This is a genomic window from Mycolicibacterium aurum (genome assembly GCF_900637195.1).
GTDB lineage: Bacteria > Actinomycetota > Actinomycetes > Mycobacteriales > Mycobacteriaceae > Mycobacterium > Mycobacterium aurum.
Map to the genome: position 1 here is coordinate 724,973 of NZ_LR134356.1, position 17,543 is coordinate 742,515.

The window sequence follows — 17,543 nt, forward strand, 5'->3', positions numbered from 1 at the left end:
AGCGACCACGTGATTCGTATCGGCACCAGGGGAAGCCTGCTTGCCACCACCCAGGCCGGCGTCGTCCGCGACCAGTTGGTCGCAGCCGGGCACGACGCCGAGCTGGTCATCGTGTCCACCGATGGAGACCGCTCCGATGCGCCCATCGCCGAGATCGGCGTCGGGGTGTTCACCGCCGCCCTTCGCGAGGCCATCGCCGAGGGCACGGTGGACATGGCCGTTCACTCCTACAAGGACCTGCCGACCGCCACCGACCCGCGCTTCGTGATCGCCGCGATTCCGGTGCGCGCGGATGCCCGCGACGCCTTGGTGGCGCGCGACGGAATGGTGCTGGGGGAGTTGCCGAACGGCTCCGTCATCGGGACGTCGTCCCCGCGGCGGACCGCGCAGCTTAGAGCACTGGGTCTCGGTTTGGAAATTCGCCCCCTACGAGGCAACCTAGATACCAGGTTGAACAGGGTAAGCAGCGGAGATCTCGACGCCGTCGTCGTGGCCCGGGCGGGATTGGCCCGTATCGGACGCCTCGAGGCTGTCACCGAGACGTTGGAGCCGGTACAGATGTTGCCGGCACCGGCTCAGGGGGCGTTGGCAGTCGAGTGCCGTGCCGGTGATACGGCGCTAGCGGAACTGTTGGCGGAGCTCGATGACGCCGACACCCGTGCGGCGGTCACCGCAGAGCGAGCCCTGCTGGCCGAACTGGAGGCGGGTTGCTCCGCACCGGTAGGCGCGATCGCTGAGGTGGTCGAGTCGATCGATGAGGACGGTCGAGTCTTCTTGGAGCTGTCGCTGCGCGGCTGCGTGGCGACGCTGGACGGATCCGACGTGATCCGTGCGTCCGGTATCGGGACCCCCGATCGGGCACGAGAGCTGGGGCTCTCGGTGGCCGCGGAGCTTTTCGAGCTGGGTGCACGCGAACTGTTGGACGAACGCGGGAGAGACGTATGAGCTTGCGAGGACGCAAGAACAAGCCCGGCCACATCACGTTCGTCGGCTCAGGGCCCGGGGATCCGGGGCTGCTGACAACGCGTGCCCGCAGCGTGTTGGCCAACGCCGCCCTGGTCTTCACCGACCCCGACGTGCCGGAGGCGATCCTGGCCCTGGTGGGCTGCGAGTTGCCGCCTCCCTCCGGTCCGTTGCCCCCTGTCGCCGCCGCGGTGGCCCCCAAGCCCGGCGCCGACGATGCCGCGGCCCAGCCGGATGCCGATGCGGGCGAGACGTCGGTCGACGCCGTCATCCCCGGTGGTCCGGACGTGCGGCCCGCGCTGGGTGATCCGGCCGAGGTCGCCAAGACACTGGCGAACGAGGCTCGTACCGGAGTCGACGTGGTGCGTCTGGTCGCGGGCGACCCGCTGTCGGTCGACTCGGTGATCACCGAGGTCAACGCGCTGGCCCGAACGCAGCTGAACTTCGAGATCGTCCCCGGCCTGCCCGACACCTCCGCGGTGCCCACCTACGCGGGATTGCCGCTCGGGTCGGCGCACACCGTCGCCGACGTGCGCGGCGACGTCGACTGGGCGGCCCTGGCGGCTGCGCCGGGTCCGCTGATCCTGCACGCGACGGCGTCGCACCTACCGGAGGCGGCGCGCACGCTGATCGAGTACGGCCTCGCCGACAGCACGCCTGCCGTGGTCACCGCCAACGGGACCACGTGCCAGCAGCGCTCGGTGGAGACCACCCTCGGCGGACTGCTCGACAAGGCAGTGCTGGACCGGCCTGCCGGCATCGACGCCGCAGGCCCGCTGACGGGGACGCTGGTCGTCACGATCGGCCGTACCGTCGCCAACCGCGCCAAGCTGAACTGGTGGGAGAGCCGCGCCCTGTACGGGTGGACCGTGCTGGTGCCGCGCACCAAGGACCAGGCCGGCGAGATGAGTGATCGCCTGGTCGGACACGGGGCCCTGCCCATCGAGGTGCCGACCATCGCAGTCGAGCCGCCCCGTAGCCCGGCCCAAATGGAAAGGGCCGTCAAGGGTTTGGTGGACGGCAGGTTCCAGTGGGTGGTGTTCACCTCCACCAACGCCGTGCGTGCCGTATGGGAGAAGTTCAACGAGTTCGGGCTCGACGCCCGCGCGTTCTCCGGCGTCAAGATCGCCTGTGTCGGTCAGGCCACGGCCGAACGCGTGCGCGAATTCGGGATCAATCCGGAGCTGGTGCCCACGGGTGAGCAGAGCTCGCTCGGCCTGCTCGACGAATTCCCGCCGTATGACGACATTTTCGATCCGGTGAACCGGGTGCTGCTGCCGCGTGCCGACATCGCCACCGAGACACTGGCCGAAGGTCTGCGCGAACTCGGTTGGGAGATCGAGGATGTCACGGCCTATCGCACGGTTCGGGCCGCTCCGCCGCCGGCGCACACCCGCGAGATGATCAAGACCGGCGGGTTCGACGCCGTGTGCTTCACGTCCAGCTCGACCGTGCGCAACCTCGTCGGCATCGCGGGTAAGCCGCACGCCCGCACCATCGTTGCCTGCATCGGGCCCAAGACGGCGGAGACCGCAGCCGAGTTCGGTTTGCGTGTCGACGTCCAGCCCGAGGTGGCCGCGGTCGGACCTCTGGTCGAGGCGCTGGCCGAGCACGCCGCCCGGTTGCGGGCCGAGGGCGCGCTGCCGCCCCCGCGGAAGAAAAGCCGCCGCCGCTAGCCGAGGAGCCGATCAGTGGGGTTTCCCCGACACCGCCCCCGGCGGCTGCGGACCACGCCGGCGATGCGCCGGTTGGTGTCCCAGACCACGCTGGAGCCACGGCATCTGGTGCTGCCGATGTTCGTCGCCGACGGTCTCGATGCGCCGCGGGACATCGAGTCCATGCCGGGCGTCGTCCAGCACACCCGGGAGTCCTTGCGCCGGGCCGCCGCCGACGCGGTCGCCACGGGGATCGGCGGCCTGATGCTGTTCGGGGTGCCGCGCGAGGACGACAAGGACGCCACCGGCAGTGCCGGTGTCGACCCCGACGGCATCCTCAACCGGGCGCTGCGGGATCTGTCGAGGGATCTCGGTGACGAGACCGTGCTGATGGCCGACACCTGTCTCGACGAGTTCACCGACCACGGTCATTGCGGCGTCGTCGACGCCAGCGGTCGTGTCGATAATGACCTCACCAACCGTCGATACGTGGAATTAGCTGTGGCACAGGCGAATTCGGGTGCGCACATGGTGAGCCCCAGCGGCATGATGGACGGTCAGGTCGTGGCGATCCGCGACGGTCTCGACGCCGCCGGGTACACCGACACCGCGATCCTGGCCTACGCCGCCAAGTTCGCGTCCGGGTTCTACGGGCCGTTCCGCGACGCGGTCGGGTCCAGCCTGCAGGGCGACCGCCGCACCTACCAACAGGATCCGGGCAATGCGCGTGAGGCGTTGCACGAGATCCAACTCGACATCGACGAGGGCGCCGACATCGTCATGGTCAAGCCGGCGATGTCCTACCTCGACGTGGTGCGCGCGGCCGCCGACATCTCGCCGGTTCCCGTTGCCGCCTACCAGGTGTCGGGGGAGTACTCGATGATCGCCGCAGCCGGCGAGAAGGGCTGGATCGACCTGCCCACCGTGGTGCTGGAGTCGCTCGCCGGGATTCGGCGGGCGGGAGCCGATGTCGTGCTGAGCTACTGGGCGGTCGACGTGGCCCGCTGGCTGTCGTGACGGGCCCGACCGAACAGCCCGTGCGGCCCGACGACTCGTCCCCCGCCGGGGCGCCCCCCACCCGGCCGCCGGACGTGGACACCGGGTTCTGGCTGTGGGTCGTCGCGCTGCCCTTGATGACGGCAGGCTCCATCATCGACACGCTGACCGCGCAACGCCCCCAGAGCGCCCTGGTTCTGGCGATCTCGGTGATGTTCGTGGTGCTGCTGGCCGCGGTCGTGCTGACGTTCCAGTTCCTGATGCGCCAGGGTTACCGCTGGGCGCGCACGCTGCTGACCGGCGGCGCGATCGCGGCGGTGGTGTTCTCGGTGTCCACGCTGTTCAGCGTCGAGCGCCCACCGGCGGCGGCGTTCGCCTATGCCGCGTGCGTGATCGTCGGCTCCGTGCTGATCGTGGGCGGGGCGTACCTGCTGCATCGCAAGGACTCCCACGACTTCTTCACGCGCTGATTCGCTAGGCTGACCCGACCATGACCGCCCCATCTCCATCGAGCAGGCCGCGAGTCGTCGATGCCGCGTTCTGGTGCTTCGTCGGTGGCGCGGTGGTGATGATCGTCGGCGGGCTGATGGCGTCGACGGCCTCGTTCGAGGCCGCGCGCGCGTACCTGCCCGCCAGCATGACCGACGATCAGGTACGCAACTACCTCATGCTTTATCGCGGGACCGGCATCGGTTCCATCGTGGCGGCGGCGGCGCTGGCGTTCCTGGCCGGTCGCGCGCGCCGGGGTGACCGACGCTTCCGCCTCGCGACCCTGGGGCTTGCGTTCGCCACGGTCGCGGTCATCGGGTTGATGGCGATCGGAATCGGCGTCGCGCACCCGATCGTGCTGCTGTCGCTGTTGCCGATCCTCGTCGGGGCGGCGCTGATCGTCAGGCCGTCGGCGCGCGACTGGTATGCCGAGGAGGCGACGTCATGACCGAGTCCGCCGGCGACCGCGTCGCGGCTCCCGAGGTGCTGTTCTCCGAGAACGGTGCCAGCTGGCTGTGGCTGCTGGCTGGGCCCGCGGCCGGCATCGCCATGGCGATGATCCAGCTCTCGGCCGGCTACGGCATCCAGTGGATGGTGCCCGGCCTGTTCTTCGTGCTGGTCTCAGGCTTCCTCGCGGTCCAGGTCAAGGCGGCGCGGATTCACACGTCGGTGGAGCTGACCACCGAGAAGCTGCGGCAGGGCACCGAGGTCACGCTGACCGACGACATCCTGCGGGTGTATCCGGAAGCCAGCGGACACGAGACGCCGAAGTGGCAGTACGCGCGGGCGCTGGGCGAGCTCACCGGCGTGCCCCGCGGTCGCACCGGAATCGGTGTTCGGCTCACCAACGACCGCACCGCGCAGGCCTGGGCCCGCAAGCACCAGCAACTGCGCGCCGCGCTGACCAACCTGGTCGAGGAACGCATCCCGCCCGAGCCTGCGTCATGAGCCGCCGACGCGCGGTGCTGGAGCTGGTGCTGGCCGCGCTCGCCGCCGTCGGGGCGGTGGCGTCATGGCGGGCCGCGATCTCGGAGGCGGTCGTCGCCCCGGTGCTGGCTGGGGAGCCCTCGACCGTGTCGCAGGTGTACTCCGCGCCGATGCTGACGCTCTCACTGATGCTGGCGACGCTGGCCGGGGTGCTCGCCGTCGTGGGCGCCGCACGCCTGCGCCGCCGCGCGTCCACCGCGAAATAGCATTCCGGCTCGTTCCGGGAACCCGGTCCGCGACCCTGGCTTCACTCTCACGACCGCTCACCCGCGGCTGTAACTCTCGCCACACCCGTCTTGGTACAAAGTGCAAAATCTGTAACACTGTCGCGCATGACGGAGCTGGCAGACAAGCGCGGACACCTCGACGGAGCCGAACCGGATGCGCTGCTGGGACCACAGTCGCTGGTCTGGCGATGGTTCGGCGACAACCGCATGTACCTGATCGGCCCTCGCCCCGCGGTGCTGCAGAACATGCTCGCCGAGCTCGGTCAGGGCGTCTACGACCACTCGACGTTCTTCGCCGACACCGCCGAACGCCTGCGGCGCACGATCCCGCCGATCTTCAACACGGTCTACGGATCCGACGACGACAACGCCGGCCTGCAGGTCCGCGACTTCCACCACCACGTCAAGGGTGAGATGCCCGGCCCCGAGGGCGGAGAAGCCCGCAGGTACCACGCCCTGGATCCCGACACGTACTTCTGGGCTCATGCCACGTTCGTCGAGCAGATCTACTACTTTGCCAACACCTTCGTGAAGCGCCTCACCGACGCCGAGCGCGAGCAGATCTGGCTGGAGTCCAAGACCTGGTACCGCCGCTACGGTGTCAGCGACCGCCCGATGCCCGCGACCTACGCCGAGTTCGAGCGGTACTGGGACCGGATGATGGACCAGGTGGTCGTCGCGCACCCCACGGCCAAGTACGGCGTCGGCTACGTCACCAAGGGCTTCCCGAAACCCAAGGCCGTGCACCCGCTGGTGTGGCGGCTCGTCGCGCCGGTCTTCAATCCGCTGGCAGCCTTCCTGACCACCGGCGGCCTGCCGCCGCGGGCGCGCACGCTGCTGGGCCTGCCGTGGAGTGACAAGCAGGAACGCCGCTATCAGCAGTTCGCCGCACTCTGGCGGTCGCGGCCGGTGAACTGGATCTGGGACCATCTGCCCATGCGAGTGCGTTACAGCGGATACGCCGTCAAGGGCTATGCCCGGGGCTGATCAGTCGACCCGGCAGATCCTCGACGCCGCCGTCGTCGAGTTCGAACGGCACGGATTCCGCCGGGTCGCCCTCGACGATGTCGCGCGCCGCGCCGGCGTCAGCCGGACGACCATCTACCGCCGCTTCGCCAACAAGGACGAACTCGTCGGCGCCGTCATCGAACGGGAGAACGTCGCCTTGTTCGCCGACATCGCCGCCGAGCTGAAACAGTCTGGGCCACAGTCGAATTACTATGTCGAAGCCTTCACCCTGTCGATACTGAAGTTCCGCAGGCACCGCGTGCTGCACCAGATGATCACCGAGGAACCCGGGCTGGTGCTGCAGCTGGCCGCCCGTTACCACCGCGCGGCCATCGAGCGCATGGCCGAGGCGCTGCGGGTGATCTTCCCGCCCGGGTTCGCCGAGCGGATCGGCCCGGAGGCCGTCGACGAACTCGCCGACTGCATTCTGCGGTACGCCGCGATGGTGCTGCTGCTGCCGAGCGCACAGCCGGTGGAGACCGCCGACGACATCCGCGCGTTCGCGCGCCGGCACTTCCTGCCCAGCCTGCCGGTCGCCCTGCGCTCCGTGCCGGCCTGATCACTGCGCGCCCCTCGCTGTTTCGTGGATCACACATTCGGGCAGACCTACGGCCATGACCGCCGAAGAGAAGACCGAACAGCGTCAGGACAGCGAAACCCCGGACGTCGAGTTGGAGCACGTCACCGAGAGCCCCGACGCCGAGGCGCGCACCACCGAGAAACCCGAGATCACCGACGAGCACAAGCAGAAGGCTCAGGAGATGTCCAAGGCCTACTCCGAGGATCTGCAGACCACCACATTGCCCGGCAGCAGCGGCACGGTCTCGGGCACCGCGGTCACCGAGTGGGTGGACGACGAGGACAAGGGCAAGATCGAGACGTCGGCCGACATCGGCAACGTCGAGTACCGCAACACCGAGGAGTTCAAGAAGAAGTTGAACGAGTGACCCGGGACGTGGCCGTACCGGGCGTTCGCCCGTGTGCCTAATCTGAGTCGGTGACGACGCTCGATCAGATTGCGCCCGACTTCGTGGGCATGGCCCACTCGATCGTCTGGGCGTCTGTGGCCACAGTCGACGACGACGGACGACCGCGCACCCGGATTCTGCATCCGATCTGGGAGTGGGACGGTACCGACCTGTTCGGCTGGATCGCCACCGTCCCCACGCCGCTGAAGCGGGCGCATCTGGCCGCACATCCCGAGGTCTCGGTCAGTTACTGGACCACGACGCACGACACCTGTTCCGCCGAGTGCCTGGTGGAGTGGTACACCGACGACGAGACCTGTGCCGAGGTGTGGCAGAAGTTCGCGACGGGGCCCGAGCCGGTGGGGTACGACCCGGCCATCATCCCGATGTGGAAGGACGGGCCGACGTCGCCGGAGTTCGCGGTGCTGCGGTTGACCCCGTACCGGTTGCGGGTGATGCCGGGCACCGTGATGACCAAGGGCGAAGGCACGGCCGTGACGTGGAGTGATCACAGTGGTCGCCGAGACTGAGCAGAGCGTGGACCGCCTGCCGCTGGCGCCCCGGAATCCGTTGCCGTATCGCCAGCTGCTCAAGCTGGTGCGCACCCTCGACACGGGGCAGTTGCAGGTCCGGCGGGCCGGCGGGCCGGTCACCCGCGTTCAGGTGGCGCCGAAGTGGCTGTTCCCGCCGCTGGTCGCGGTGTTCTCACCGGAGAGCATCCGCGATGTGCTGGGCCGCAACGACGCGTTCGCCGAACGGTGCATCGTCCACGAAGAAGTGCAGAACATGGCCGGGGACAGCCTGTTCGTGCTGCCCAACGAGCCGTGGCGGCCCCGCAAGCGCGCGTTGCAACCGGTGTTCACCAAGCACAACGTCCGCGCGTTCGGTGGGCACATGTCCCACGCCGCGCAGCGCTTCGTCGATGCGTGGCACACAGGTGGCGAGGTGGATCTCGACATCGAATGCCGCCGGATCACCATGCAGTCGCTGGGTCGGTCGGTGCTCGGCGTCGACCTCAACGAGCGCGCCGACGTGATCGCCGAGCACATGCACGTCGCGTCGGGGTACACAGCCGATCGCGCGCTGCGGCCGATCCGGGCGCCGCGGTGGTTGCCGACACCGGCGCGACGGCGTGCCCGCGCCGCGGTCGCCGCGATGCTCGAGGTCACCGCCGAGATGCTGCAGGCGTGCCGCGACGACCCGGGCCGGGATGCCCCGCTGGTGCGTGCCCTGATGGACGCCACCGACCCCGAGACCGGACTGGGGTTGTCCGACGACGACATCTGCAACGACCTGCTCATCTTCATGCTCGCCGGCCACGACACCACCGCGACCGCCCTGACGTACGCGCTGTGGATCCTCGGACACCATCCCGAGGTGCAGGACCGGGTCGCCGCTGAAGTCGCCGCGCTCGGTGACCGGGACCTCGAGCCGGCGGACGTGCCCCGGCTCGGCTACACCGTCCAGGTGCTGCACGAGGCGCTGCGGTTGTGCCCGCCTGCGGCCGGGGTGGGCCGGCTGGCGGTGCGCGACATCGCCGTGGACGGTCACCGCATCGAGGCGGGCACACTGGTCGCCGTCGGCATCTATGCGCTGCACCGCGATCCGGACATCTGGCCGGACCCCGACAGATTCGACCCGGATCGCTTCAGCCCCGAGAACACCGCCGCGCGCGCCCGCTGGCATTTCCTGCCGTTCGCCGGTGGGGCACGGTCGTGCATCGGTGAGCACTTCGCGCGGCTGGAGACGACGCTGGCACTGGCGACGATCATCCGCAGCATGCGGGTGAGCTCCCTGGACGCCGACTTCGCGGTGGACGTGCCGTTCACGACGGTGGCGCACGGGCCGATCCGCGCGCAAGTCACACCGCGTCGCCGACCGTCACAGCCGTAGGGGCACCCCGAGCAGGGCAATCACGCCGAGAGCGGCGACCATGGCGGCGACGATGGAGGCGATCGAGTACCGCATCGGGCCGAAGTCGGCCCTCAGCGCCGCCAGTTCCTGTCGGTGCTGGAGCCACGCCAGGATCAGCGCGGTCAGACCGACGACGATCATGGCGGCACCGAACGCCAACGGGCTGATGAACGGGTCGTCGAGCCGCTCGCTCTCCGACAGGTACCGGAAGATCTGATAGATGGTGAAGCCGAAGGCGATCAGTGACGTGCTGGTCCGCGTCCACGCCATCAGTGTGCGTTCCAGCGCGAGACGGTTGCGCTCCGCGGCCAGTCGGGTGTTGTGGTCCGGCGCCGGGTCCGCCGGGGGATTCGTCACCGTGGGACGTCGGGCGGGTCACGCCGGAGCAGCACCGCCGAATCGAACGGCAGGCGGGCGAACACCGGCTTCATCACCCCGGTGACGTACGGAGCCGCCTCGGCCCTCGGCACCACCCGCGGGTCGCTGACCGGGAACGACCGCCCGTAGCGACGCAGGGTGCCGCCTCCGGCTGCGGTGATGTTCTTCAACCAGTCCCGGTCGGGCCCGTAGGTGAGCAGGATCGCGACTCCCTCGGCGGTGGAGAACACGGTCAGCGGTGTCCGGTAGCGCACGCCGGAGCGGCGGCCGGAGTGTTCCAGGATGCCCATCGTCGGGGCCCAGCCCGCCCACATCCGCTGGATCGGATTGGTGACGTGGCGGTTGAACCGGGCCAGCCACTGGGGTAACCGCATGCCTCATCATCGGTCAGCCGCGATCTCGACGTGCGGACTCGGTGTACTTCGGCGAAACTTGCGGTGAACTCGGCCCGGACCCACCGGCGCAGCGTCGCGACTCACACCGCTTCGGGCCCCACCGACCAGGAAGTGTCATGACCTCAGTCGATACCGCTCCTGCGCCATCCGGCCGCCCGCACGGGGCACACGATCTGGAAGCCGAGCTTTCGGTCATCCCGGAGTCCGCGAAGACCACCGACGTGGGCGGTCAGTTCTGGATCTGGGCGGGGGCGAACATCGCGCCGATCAACTGGATCCTGGGTGCGCTGGGCGTGACGATGGGGCTCGGACTCCTCGAGACGATCGCGGTCCTGGTGGTCGGCAATGCCATCGGCATGTCGTTGTTCGGGGTGTTCGTCGTGATCGGCCAGAAAACGGGCGTCACCGGGATGGTGCTGTCCCGGGCGGTTTTCGGCCGCCGCGGTGCCTACGTGCCGGCCGCCGTGCAGGCTCTGCTGTGCATCGGGTGGTGCGCCATCAACACCTGGATCGTGCTCGACCTCGTCATGGCGCTGCTCGGGCGCGTCGGCCTCGTCGACCCGGAGCTGAGCAACCACGCGGCCCGCATCGCGGTCGCCGCCGTCATCATGTCCATCCAGGTCGTGATCGCGTGGTTCGGCTACCGCCTGATCGCTGCGTTCGAACGCTGGACCGTGCCTCCGACGGTCGTCGTGCTGATCGCGATGACGGGCGTGGCCTGGTTCGGGCTCGACGTCGACTGGGGCTATTCCGGTGACGCCGCTTTAACCGGGGCCCAGCACTTCACCGCGATCACCGCCGTGATGACCGCGATCGGAATCGGTTGGGGCATCACCTGGTTGGGATACGCCGGGGACTACTCGCGGTTCGTCTCGACGAGTGTCCCGGCCCGCAAGCTGTTCGCCGCCAGCGCGCTCGGTCAGTTCATCCCCGTCATCTGGCTCGGCGCTCTCGGGGCCTCCCTGGCGACGCTGAGCACATCGTCGGACCCCGGCGAGATCATCGTCGACGCCTACGGTGTGCTCGCGATCCCGGTGTTGCTTCTCGTCGTGCACGGCCCGCTCGCCACCAACATCCTCAACATCTACACCTGCGCGGTGTCCACCCAGGCGCTCGACATCCGGGTCAACCGGCGGGTGCTCAACGTGATCATCGGCGTGGTCGCGATGGCCTGCGTGGTGTATTTCGTGCTCAACGGCGACTTCGCCCAGACCATCGACGCCTGGCTGGTCGGCATCGTCGGCTGGGTGGCGCCGTGGGCTGCGGTCATGCTCGTGCACTGGTTCGGTGTGGCGCGCCGGCAGATCGATGCCGCGACGCTGCTCACGCCGCCCGGCGAGTCGACCTTGCCCACCGTGCGCCTGTCGGCGCTGCTCGCGCTCGCGGTCGGCATCGTCTGCACCTGGCTGTTCATGTACGGGATGGTGCCGGTGATGCAGGGCCCGATCGCCATCGCGCTGGGCGGCGTCGACCTGTCCTGGCTCGCGGGCGGCCTGGCTGCCGGCTCGCTGTACGCCGCGCTGGAGATCCCGAAGGCGCGCCGCGCGACGACGTGACGGGATCCGCCTGCGTCCCGCGGGTGGTGCAGGTCACCTGTGCGCTCCTCTCCACTACACCCTGTAGTTGACGCTTTTGACCCGGCTGGGACACTGGTGCCATGAGCAGTACCGACCTGTCCGCGAAGCTTTTCGCCGACGCCTCCTCCGTGATCCCGGGCGGGGTGAACTCGCCGGTGCGTGCCTTCAGCGCGGTGGGTGGCACGCCCCGGTTCATCACGTCGGCCAATGGCTGCTGGCTGACCGACGCCGACGGCAATCGTTACGTCGACCTGGTGTGCTCCTGGGGGCCGATGATCCTGGGCCACGCACACCCCGCCGTCGTCGAGGCGGTGCAGCGCGTGGCCGCCGACGGCCTGTCCTTCGGTGCCCCGACCCCGTCGGAGTCCGAGCTGGCGCGCGAGATCATCGACCGCGTCGCCCCGGTCGAGCTGATCCGCCTGGTGAACTCCGGCACCGAGGCCACCATGAGCGCCATCCGGTTGGCTCGCGGCTTCACCGGCCGCGCCAAGATCGTCAAGTTCTCCGGCTGCTACCACGGTCACAGCGACGCGCTGCTGGCCGACGCCGGCTCCGGGGTGGCGACGCTGGGCCTCCCGTCCTCACCCGGGGTGACGGGCGCCGCCGCCGCGGACACCGTCGTGCTTCCGTACAACAACGTCGCGGCGCTGGAGGACGTGTTCGCCCGTTTCGGTGCCGAGATCGCCTGCGTCATCACCGAGGCCAGCCCGGGCAACATGGGCGTCGTCCCGCCGCTGCCCGGCTTCAACGCCGAGCTGCGCCGCATCACCGCCGCGCACGGTGCGCTGCTGATCAGCGACGAGGTGATGACGGGTTTCCGGGTCAGTCGCGCCGGGTGGTACGGCGTCGATCCGGTCGACGCCGACCTGTTCACGTTCGGCAAGGTGATGAGCGGTGGGCTGCCCGCCGCGGCATTCGGCGGACGGGCCGAGGTGATGCAGCGGCTGGCGCCGCTCGGGCCGGTGTACCAGGCCGGAACCCTCTCGGGTAACCCGGTCGCGATGGCGGCGGGGCTCGCCACGCTGCGGGCCGCCGACGACGCCGTGTACGCCACGCTGGACGCCAACGCCGACAGGCTGGCCGGCCTCATCACCGACGCGCTCACCGAAGCGGGCGTGGCACACCAGATCCCGCGCGCAGGCAACATGTTCAGCGTGTTCTTCGGTGACGGGCCGGTCACCGACTTCGCCACCGCGAAGGCCACCGAGACGTGGCGGTTTCCGGCGTTCTTCCACACGTTGCTCGACGCGGGCGTGTACCCGCCGCCGAGTGCGTACGAAGCCTGGTTCGTCTCAACGGCTCTCGATGACGACGCGTTCGGCAGGATCGCCGCCGCCCTGCCGGCGGCAGCCCGCGCCGCGGCACAGGCCACCGCATGACCGCGGCCAGGACCGTCGTGCACGTGATGCGCCACGGCGAGGTGTACAACCCGGAGAAGATCCTGTACGGCCGGCTGCCCGACTACCACCTGTCGGACCGGGGCCGCGCACAGGCTGAGGCCGTTGCCGAGTGGCTCGCATCCCGCGACATCACCCACGTGGTCGCCTCGCCGCTGGAGCGCGCACAGGAGACCGCCGCGCCGATCGCAGCCCACCACGGGCTGGCCGTGAGCACCGACGGCGAACTCATCGAGTCCGAGAACATCTTTGAAGGACAACGGGTCTCGCCCGGCGACGGCGCCCTGCGCGACCCCAGGAACTGGTGGCACCTGCGCAACCCCCGCACCCCGTCGTGGGGGGAGCCGTACACCCGCATCGCGGACCGCATGAAGCGCGCCGTGGCCCGCGCCAGGGAGGTCGCCGACGGGCACGAGGCGGTGTGCGTGAGCCACCAGCTGCCGGTCGAGACTTTGCGCCGGGCGATGACAGACAAGCCGCTGCACCACTTTCCGACCAGGCGCATGTGCAACCTGGCCTCGGTGACGTCGTTCTACTTCGACGGCGGTGACTGCGTGGGCTGGGGGTATGCGGAGTTGGCCGGGCAGTGAATTCTCTGGTGGCCCTCGGGCGCACGCTGGTGGCGGCGTGCGCTGCCACCGTCGTGTTCGCCGGGTGCTCCACGGGCAGTGACGCCGTGGCACAGGGTGGCACATTCGAGTTCGTGGCGCCCGGCGGCCAGACCGACATCTTCTACGACCCGCCCGCCGACCGCGGCACCCCGGGCCCGGTCTCGGGACCCGATCTGATGGACACCGACAAGACACTGTCGCTCGACGATTTCGCGGGCAAGGTCGTCGTGATCAACGTGTGGGGACAGTGGTGCGGCCCGTGCCGCACCGAGATCACCCAGTTGCAGCAGGTGTACGACGCAACCCGCGACCAGGGTGTGGCTTTCCTCGGAATCGATGTGCGGGACAACAACATCGATGCGCCCCGCGACTTCATCACCGACCGAGGGGTGACGTTCCCGTCCATCTACGACCCGTCGATGCGCACCATGATCGCGTTCGGCGGGCGCTACCCGGCCACGGTCATCCCGTCGACGGTGGTGCTCGACCGTGAGCACCGGGTGGCCGCGGTGTTCCTGCGGGAACTGCTCGCCCAGGATCTGCAACCGGTCGTCGAGCGGCTGGCCGCCGAGAAGCCCGACGCATGACCATCGAGGTCGACCAGTTGACCGCCACCGGCCCGCTGGCGCTGGCCGTGGGCATCAGCGCGCTGGCCGGGCTGGTGTCGTTCGCCTCCCCGTGCGTGGTGCCGCTGGTGCCGGGCTACCTGTCGTATCTGGCCGCGGTGGTGGGGGTGGACGGCAACCCGACCGACACCGGCGGTGTCGCGGTGCGCACCGCGCGCCTGCGGGTGGCGGGGGCCGCCGCGCTGTTCGTGGCCGGCTTCACCGTGGTGTTCGTGTTGGGCACCGTGGCCGTGCTGGGAATGACGACTGCCCTGATCACCAATCAGCTGCTGCTGCAACGGATCGGCGGGGTGGTCACGATCCTGATGGGGCTGGTGTTCATCGGCCTGGTCCCGGTGCTGCAGCGCGACACCCGGTTCACACCTCGTCAGATCTCCACCCTCGGTGGCGCCCCGCTGTTGGGCGCGGTGTTCGCGCTGGGGTGGACGCCGTGCCTGGGCCCCACGCTGACGGGCGTGATCGCGGTGGCCTCGGCCACCGAGGGCGGCAATGTCGCCCGCGGCGTGGTCCTCGTCGTCGCGTACTGCCTGGGACTGGGAATCCCCTTCGTGCTGTTGGCATTCGGCTCAGCGAAGGCTGTCGCGGGGTTGGGCTGGCTGCGTCGACACACCCGCACCATCCAGATCTTCGGCGGCGTGCTGATGATCCTCGTCGGTGCCGCGCTGGTCACCGGACTGTGGAACGAGTTCGTGTCGTGGGTGCGTGATGCGTTCGTCAGCGACGTGAGGCTGCCGATCTGATGCCGTCCCTGTCGCCTGTCGCGCTGGTCCGCAACACCTGGCGCACGCTCACCTCGATGGGCACCGCGCTGGTGTTGCTGTTCCTGCTCGCCCTCGCCGCGATTCCGGGCGCCCTGCTGCCCCAGCGCAGTCTCAACGAGTCCAAGGTCGCCGAATACCTGGCCGAGCACCCGACGCTGGGCCCGTGGCTGGATCGCCTGCAGGCCTTCGACGTGTTCTCCAGTTTCTGGTTCACCGCGATCTACGTGCTGTTGTTCATCTCGCTGGTGGGCTGCCTGACTCCGCGGATGCTCGAACATGTCCGCAGCCTGCGGGCCACGCCCGTCGCCGCGCCGCGCAATCTGAGCAGGCTGCCCAAGCACCACAGCGCCGTGGTGTCAGGCTCCGACGTCGCCACGATGACGGCCGCCGTCGATCAACGGTTGCGGGGCTGGCGGCGCACCGTTCGCCGCGACGGTGACACCACAGAGGTGTCCGCGGAGAAGGGTTATCTCCGCGAGTTCGGCAACATCGTCTTCCACTTCTCGCTGTTGGGCCTGCTGGTTGCGATCGCCGCGGGCAAGCTGTTCAGCTACGAGGGCAACGTCATCGTCATCGCCGACGGAGGGCCCGGCTTCTGTTCGGCGTCCCCGGCGGCGTTCGACTCGTTCCGGGCGGGCAACACCGTCGACGGGACGTCGCTGTACCCGATGTGCGTGCGGGTCAACGACTTCACGGCCACCTATCTGGAGAACGGGCAGGCGGTCGGATTCCAGGCCAACATCGACTACCAGGCCGGCGGCAACCTGAACAGCGGCACCTGGCAGCCGTACCTGTTGAAGGTCAACGAGCCGCTGCGCGTCGGCGGTGACCGGGTGTACCTCCAGGGCCACGGTTACGCCCCCACGTTCACTGTGACCTTCCCGGACGGGCAGACCAGGACCCAGACGCTGCAGTGGCGTCCCGATGACCAGTTCACGTTCCTGTCGTCGGGTGCCATGCGATTCGACCCGCCGGGCGGCACCTATGCCGACGAGCGGGAGCGGCGCAAGAATCAGATCGCGATCCAGGGGCTCTTCGCCCCGACCGCGCAACTGGACGGCGCGCTGCTGTCGTCCCGCTTCCCCGAGATGCAGGACCCGGCCGTGGCCATCGACATCTACAAGGGCGACACCGGTCTGGACACCGGCCGTCCCCAGTCGGTCTTCGCGCTGGACGAGCGGATGATCGGCCAGGGTCGGCTGAACAAGATGGCCCGGGTCAACCTGAAGGTGGGCGAGGACACCCGGCTCGCGGACGGCACCGTGGTGCGCTTCGACGGGGCGATGCCGTTCGTCAATCTGCAGGTGTCACACGACCCGGCGCAGATCTGGGTGCTGGTGTTCGCGATGACGATGATGGGCGGGCTGCTGGTGTCGCTGATCGTGCGCCGCCGACGCGTCTGGGTGCGGCTGACGCCGGGCCCGGCGGGTACGGTGAACGTCGAGCTGGGCGGCTTGGCCCGCACCGACAACTCGGGGTGGGGCGACGAGTTCGAGCGGCTGACGACGCGGCTGCTGTCCGACGTCGACAGCACCGACACGGCCGCACCGCAGGAGCTGGGAAAGAAAGCGGAGCACTCATGAGCACGACCATCGACCTCGAGCTGGCTCGCTACTCCGACTGGGCGTTCACGTCGTCGGTGCTGGTGCTGGTGGCGGCGCTGCTGCTGCTCGCCGTCGAGCTGGCCTACAGCCGCAGCAGGAAAGTCGAGACCCGCGAGATGGTCGCCGCGGGCGCAGGCAGCGTCACCCGTGACAGTGCCGCGCCGGGTCGCGTCGTCGACGCACCGCGGCGCTCGTTCGACGAGCGGCTCGGCACATCGGGTGTCGCGCTGATCTACGTCGGCATCGTCGCGCTGTTCGCGTGCATCCTGCTGCGCGGGCTGTCCACCTCGCGGGTGCCGTGGGGCAACATGTACGAGTTCATCAACCTGACCAGCTTCTGCGGGCTGGTGGCTGCGGCCGTCGTGCTGCGCCGCCCGCAGTACCGCTCGCTGTGGGTGTTCGTGCTCGTCCCGGTGCTGGTGCTGCTGACGGTGTCGGGCAAGTGGTTGTACTCGCACGCGGCGCCGGTGATGCCCGCGCTGCAGTCCTACTGGTTGCCGATCCACGTCTCGGTGGTCAGCCTCGGGTCGGGCGTCTTCCTGGTCGCGGGCGTGGCCAGCGTCCTGTTCCTGCTGAAGATGTCGCGATTGGGTGAGCCCGGCCGCACCGACACCATCGGCCAGATCGTCTCGAAGCTGCCCGACGCCCAGACGTTGGACCGGATCGCCTATCGCACAACCATCTTCGCGTTCCCGATCTTCGGGTTCGGTGTCATCTTCGGCGCCATCTGGGCGGAGGAGGCGTGGGGCCGCTACTGGGGCTGGGACCCGAAGGAGACGGTGTCGTTCATCGCGTGGGTCATCTACGCCGCATATCTGCACGCGCGCTCGACGGCCGGCTGGCGGGACAGGAAGGCGGCCTGGATCAACGTGGCCGGCTTCGTGGCGATGGTGTTCAACCTGTTCTTCATCAACCTGGTGACCGTCGGCCTGCATTCGTACGCCGGCGTCGGCTGAGGCGAACAGAGAGGGGCTCGACCGTTGTCAG

The 17,543-nt window shown here is 69.2% G+C and carries 21 protein-coding genes; 19 read left to right on the top strand and 2 right to left on the bottom strand.

The window, feature by feature from the left end:
* The first annotated feature begins 9 nt into the window (after positions 1-9).
* From hemC to EL337_RS03540, 12 genes are all read left to right on the top strand, one after another.
* Positions 10-945: a hydroxymethylbilane synthase gene (gene hemC / locus EL337_RS03485; protein WP_048632289.1), complete on the top strand. Its 936-nt coding sequence runs from the start codon at positions 10-12 to the stop codon at positions 943-945.
* Complete coding sequence (locus EL337_RS03490) at positions 942-2,639, top strand: bifunctional uroporphyrinogen-III C-methyltransferase/uroporphyrinogen-III synthase (RefSeq protein WP_048632288.1); 1,698 nt, start codon at positions 942-944, stop codon at positions 2,637-2,639. The genes hemC and EL337_RS03490 overlap by 4 nt, the downstream gene beginning before the upstream one ends.
* Positions 2,640-2,654: 15 nt before the next feature.
* On the top strand, positions 2,655-3,635 hold the full coding sequence (gene hemB, locus EL337_RS03495; protein ID WP_048632287.1) for a porphobilinogen synthase: 981 nt from the start codon (positions 2,655-2,657) through the stop codon (positions 3,633-3,635).
* The gene (locus tag EL337_RS03500) at positions 3,632-4,084 is read left to right on the top strand and encodes a hypothetical protein (protein WP_083443064.1); all 453 of its coding nucleotides are present in this window, start codon (positions 3,632-3,634) and stop codon (positions 4,082-4,084) included. The genes hemB and EL337_RS03500 overlap by 4 nt, the downstream gene beginning before the upstream one ends.
* A 20-nt stretch (positions 4,085-4,104) precedes the next feature.
* On the top strand, positions 4,105-4,551 hold the full coding sequence (locus EL337_RS03505) for a hypothetical protein (RefSeq protein ID WP_048632286.1): 447 nt from the start codon (positions 4,105-4,107) through the stop codon (positions 4,549-4,551).
* On the top strand, positions 4,548-5,051 hold the full coding sequence (locus tag EL337_RS03510) for a transport-regulating membrane protein Mce1N (RefSeq protein ID WP_048632285.1): 504 nt from the start codon (positions 4,548-4,550) through the stop codon (positions 5,049-5,051). The genes EL337_RS03505 and EL337_RS03510 overlap by 4 nt, the downstream gene beginning before the upstream one ends.
* A complete protein-coding gene (locus tag EL337_RS03515) occupies positions 5,048-5,296 on the top strand; it encodes a membrane protein (RefSeq protein ID WP_048632284.1) in 249 nt (82 codons plus the stop codon). The genes EL337_RS03510 and EL337_RS03515 overlap by 4 nt, the downstream gene beginning before the upstream one ends.
* A gap of 126 nt (positions 5,297-5,422) precedes the next feature.
* The gene (locus EL337_RS03520; RefSeq protein WP_048632283.1) at positions 5,423-6,304 is read left to right on the top strand and encodes an oxygenase MpaB family protein; all 882 of its coding nucleotides are present in this window, start codon (positions 5,423-5,425) and stop codon (positions 6,302-6,304) included.
* Positions 6,291-6,884: a TetR/AcrR family transcriptional regulator gene (locus tag EL337_RS03525; protein ID WP_048632282.1), complete on the top strand. Its 594-nt coding sequence runs from the start codon at positions 6,291-6,293 to the stop codon at positions 6,882-6,884. Before EL337_RS03520 ends, EL337_RS03525 begins: the two co-directional genes overlap by 14 nt.
* A 55-nt stretch (positions 6,885-6,939) precedes the next feature.
* Positions 6,940-7,272, top strand: coding sequence for a hypothetical protein (locus EL337_RS03530; RefSeq protein ID WP_048632281.1), 333 nt, complete (start codon positions 6,940-6,942; stop codon positions 7,270-7,272).
* 50 nt (positions 7,273-7,322) lie between these two features.
* Entirely contained in the window at positions 7,323-7,823 is a 501-nt protein-coding gene (locus EL337_RS03535; RefSeq protein ID WP_048632280.1) for a pyridoxamine 5'-phosphate oxidase family protein, read from the top strand.
* Positions 7,807-9,186, top strand: coding sequence for a cytochrome P450 (locus EL337_RS03540; RefSeq protein WP_048632279.1), 1,380 nt, complete (start codon positions 7,807-7,809; stop codon positions 9,184-9,186). Before EL337_RS03535 ends, EL337_RS03540 begins: the two co-directional genes overlap by 17 nt.
* Here the strand turns inward: EL337_RS03540 and EL337_RS03545 are convergent.
* A complete protein-coding gene (locus EL337_RS03545; protein ID WP_048632278.1) occupies positions 9,175-9,564 on the bottom strand; it encodes a YidH family protein in 390 nt (129 codons plus the stop codon). The genes EL337_RS03540 and EL337_RS03545 overlap by 12 nt on opposite strands.
* Positions 9,561-9,959 carry a nitroreductase family deazaflavin-dependent oxidoreductase gene (locus EL337_RS03550; RefSeq protein ID WP_048632277.1) on the bottom strand — a complete coding sequence of 133 codons (399 nt, stop codon included), beginning with the start codon at positions 9,957-9,959 and terminating at the stop codon, positions 9,561-9,563. The genes EL337_RS03545 and EL337_RS03550 overlap by 4 nt, the downstream gene beginning before the upstream one ends.
* A gap of 137 nt (positions 9,960-10,096) precedes the next feature.
* Between EL337_RS03550 and EL337_RS03555 the strand changes: the two genes are divergently transcribed.
* The 7 genes from EL337_RS03555 to ccsB all read left to right on the top strand — a co-directional run bounded on the left by EL337_RS03555 (position 10,097) and on the right by ccsB (position 17,512).
* Positions 10,097-11,536 (top strand): cytosine permease, encoded by a 1,440-nt coding sequence (locus EL337_RS03555; protein ID WP_048632276.1) that lies wholly within the window; start codon positions 10,097-10,099, stop codon positions 11,534-11,536.
* Between the two features lie 101 nt (positions 11,537-11,637).
* On the top strand, positions 11,638-12,936 hold the full coding sequence (gene hemL / locus EL337_RS03560; RefSeq protein ID WP_048632275.1) for a glutamate-1-semialdehyde 2,1-aminomutase: 1,299 nt from the start codon (positions 11,638-11,640) through the stop codon (positions 12,934-12,936).
* Positions 12,933-13,544: a histidine phosphatase family protein gene (locus EL337_RS03565; RefSeq protein ID WP_048632274.1), complete on the top strand. Its 612-nt coding sequence runs from the start codon at positions 12,933-12,935 to the stop codon at positions 13,542-13,544. Before hemL ends, EL337_RS03565 begins: the two co-directional genes overlap by 4 nt.
* Positions 13,541-14,152, top strand: coding sequence for a TlpA disulfide reductase family protein (locus tag EL337_RS03570; protein WP_232786786.1), 612 nt, complete (start codon positions 13,541-13,543; stop codon positions 14,150-14,152). Before EL337_RS03565 ends, EL337_RS03570 begins: the two co-directional genes overlap by 4 nt.
* The gene (locus tag EL337_RS03575) at positions 14,149-14,931 is read left to right on the top strand and encodes a cytochrome c biogenesis CcdA family protein (protein WP_048632273.1); all 783 of its coding nucleotides are present in this window, start codon (positions 14,149-14,151) and stop codon (positions 14,929-14,931) included. The genes EL337_RS03570 and EL337_RS03575 overlap by 4 nt, the downstream gene beginning before the upstream one ends.
* The gene (gene resB, locus EL337_RS03580) at positions 14,931-16,535 is read left to right on the top strand and encodes a cytochrome c biogenesis protein ResB (protein WP_048632272.1); all 1,605 of its coding nucleotides are present in this window, start codon (positions 14,931-14,933) and stop codon (positions 16,533-16,535) included. Before EL337_RS03575 ends, resB begins: the two co-directional genes overlap by 1 nt.
* Positions 16,532-17,512, top strand: a complete 981-nt coding sequence (gene ccsB, locus EL337_RS03585) for a c-type cytochrome biogenesis protein CcsB (protein WP_048632271.1) — start codon at positions 16,532-16,534, stop codon at positions 17,510-17,512. The genes resB and ccsB overlap by 4 nt, the downstream gene beginning before the upstream one ends.
* Positions 17,513-17,543: the final 31 nt, after the last annotated feature.

Excerpts from the sequence above, each read along its gene's own strand:
- EL337_RS03490 (WP_048632288.1), top strand. The coding sequence starts at position 942 with ATGAGCTTGCGAGGACGCAAGAACAAGCCCGGCCACATCACGTTCGTC.
- EL337_RS03505 (WP_048632286.1), top strand. The coding sequence starts at position 4,105 with ATGACCGCCCCATCTCCATCGAGCAGGCCGCGAGTCGTCGATGCCGCG.
- EL337_RS03510 (WP_048632285.1), top strand. The coding sequence starts at position 4,548 with ATGACCGAGTCCGCCGGCGACCGCGTCGCGGCTCCCGAGGTGCTGTTC.
- EL337_RS03515 (WP_048632284.1), top strand. The coding sequence starts at position 5,048 with ATGAGCCGCCGACGCGCGGTGCTGGAGCTGGTGCTGGCCGCGCTCGCC.
- EL337_RS03520 (WP_048632283.1), top strand. The coding sequence starts at position 5,423 with ATGACGGAGCTGGCAGACAAGCGCGGACACCTCGACGGAGCCGAACCG.
- EL337_RS03525 (WP_048632282.1), top strand. The coding sequence starts at position 6,291 with ATGCCCGGGGCTGATCAGTCGACCCGGCAGATCCTCGACGCCGCCGTC.
- EL337_RS03530 (WP_048632281.1), top strand. The coding sequence starts at position 6,940 with ATGACCGCCGAAGAGAAGACCGAACAGCGTCAGGACAGCGAAACCCCG.
- EL337_RS03550 (WP_048632277.1), bottom strand. The coding sequence starts at position 9,959 with ATGCGGTTACCCCAGTGGCTGGCCCGGTTCAACCGCCACGTCACCAAT.
- EL337_RS03555 (WP_048632276.1), top strand. The coding sequence starts at position 10,097 with ATGACCTCAGTCGATACCGCTCCTGCGCCATCCGGCCGCCCGCACGGG.
- hemL (WP_048632275.1), top strand. The coding sequence starts at position 11,638 with ATGAGCAGTACCGACCTGTCCGCGAAGCTTTTCGCCGACGCCTCCTCC.
- EL337_RS03565 (WP_048632274.1), top strand. The coding sequence starts at position 12,933 with ATGACCGCGGCCAGGACCGTCGTGCACGTGATGCGCCACGGCGAGGTG.
- EL337_RS03575 (WP_048632273.1), top strand. The coding sequence starts at position 14,149 with ATGACCATCGAGGTCGACCAGTTGACCGCCACCGGCCCGCTGGCGCTG.
- resB (WP_048632272.1), top strand. The coding sequence starts at position 14,931 with ATGCCGTCCCTGTCGCCTGTCGCGCTGGTCCGCAACACCTGGCGCACG.
- ccsB (WP_048632271.1), top strand. The coding sequence starts at position 16,532 with ATGAGCACGACCATCGACCTCGAGCTGGCTCGCTACTCCGACTGGGCG.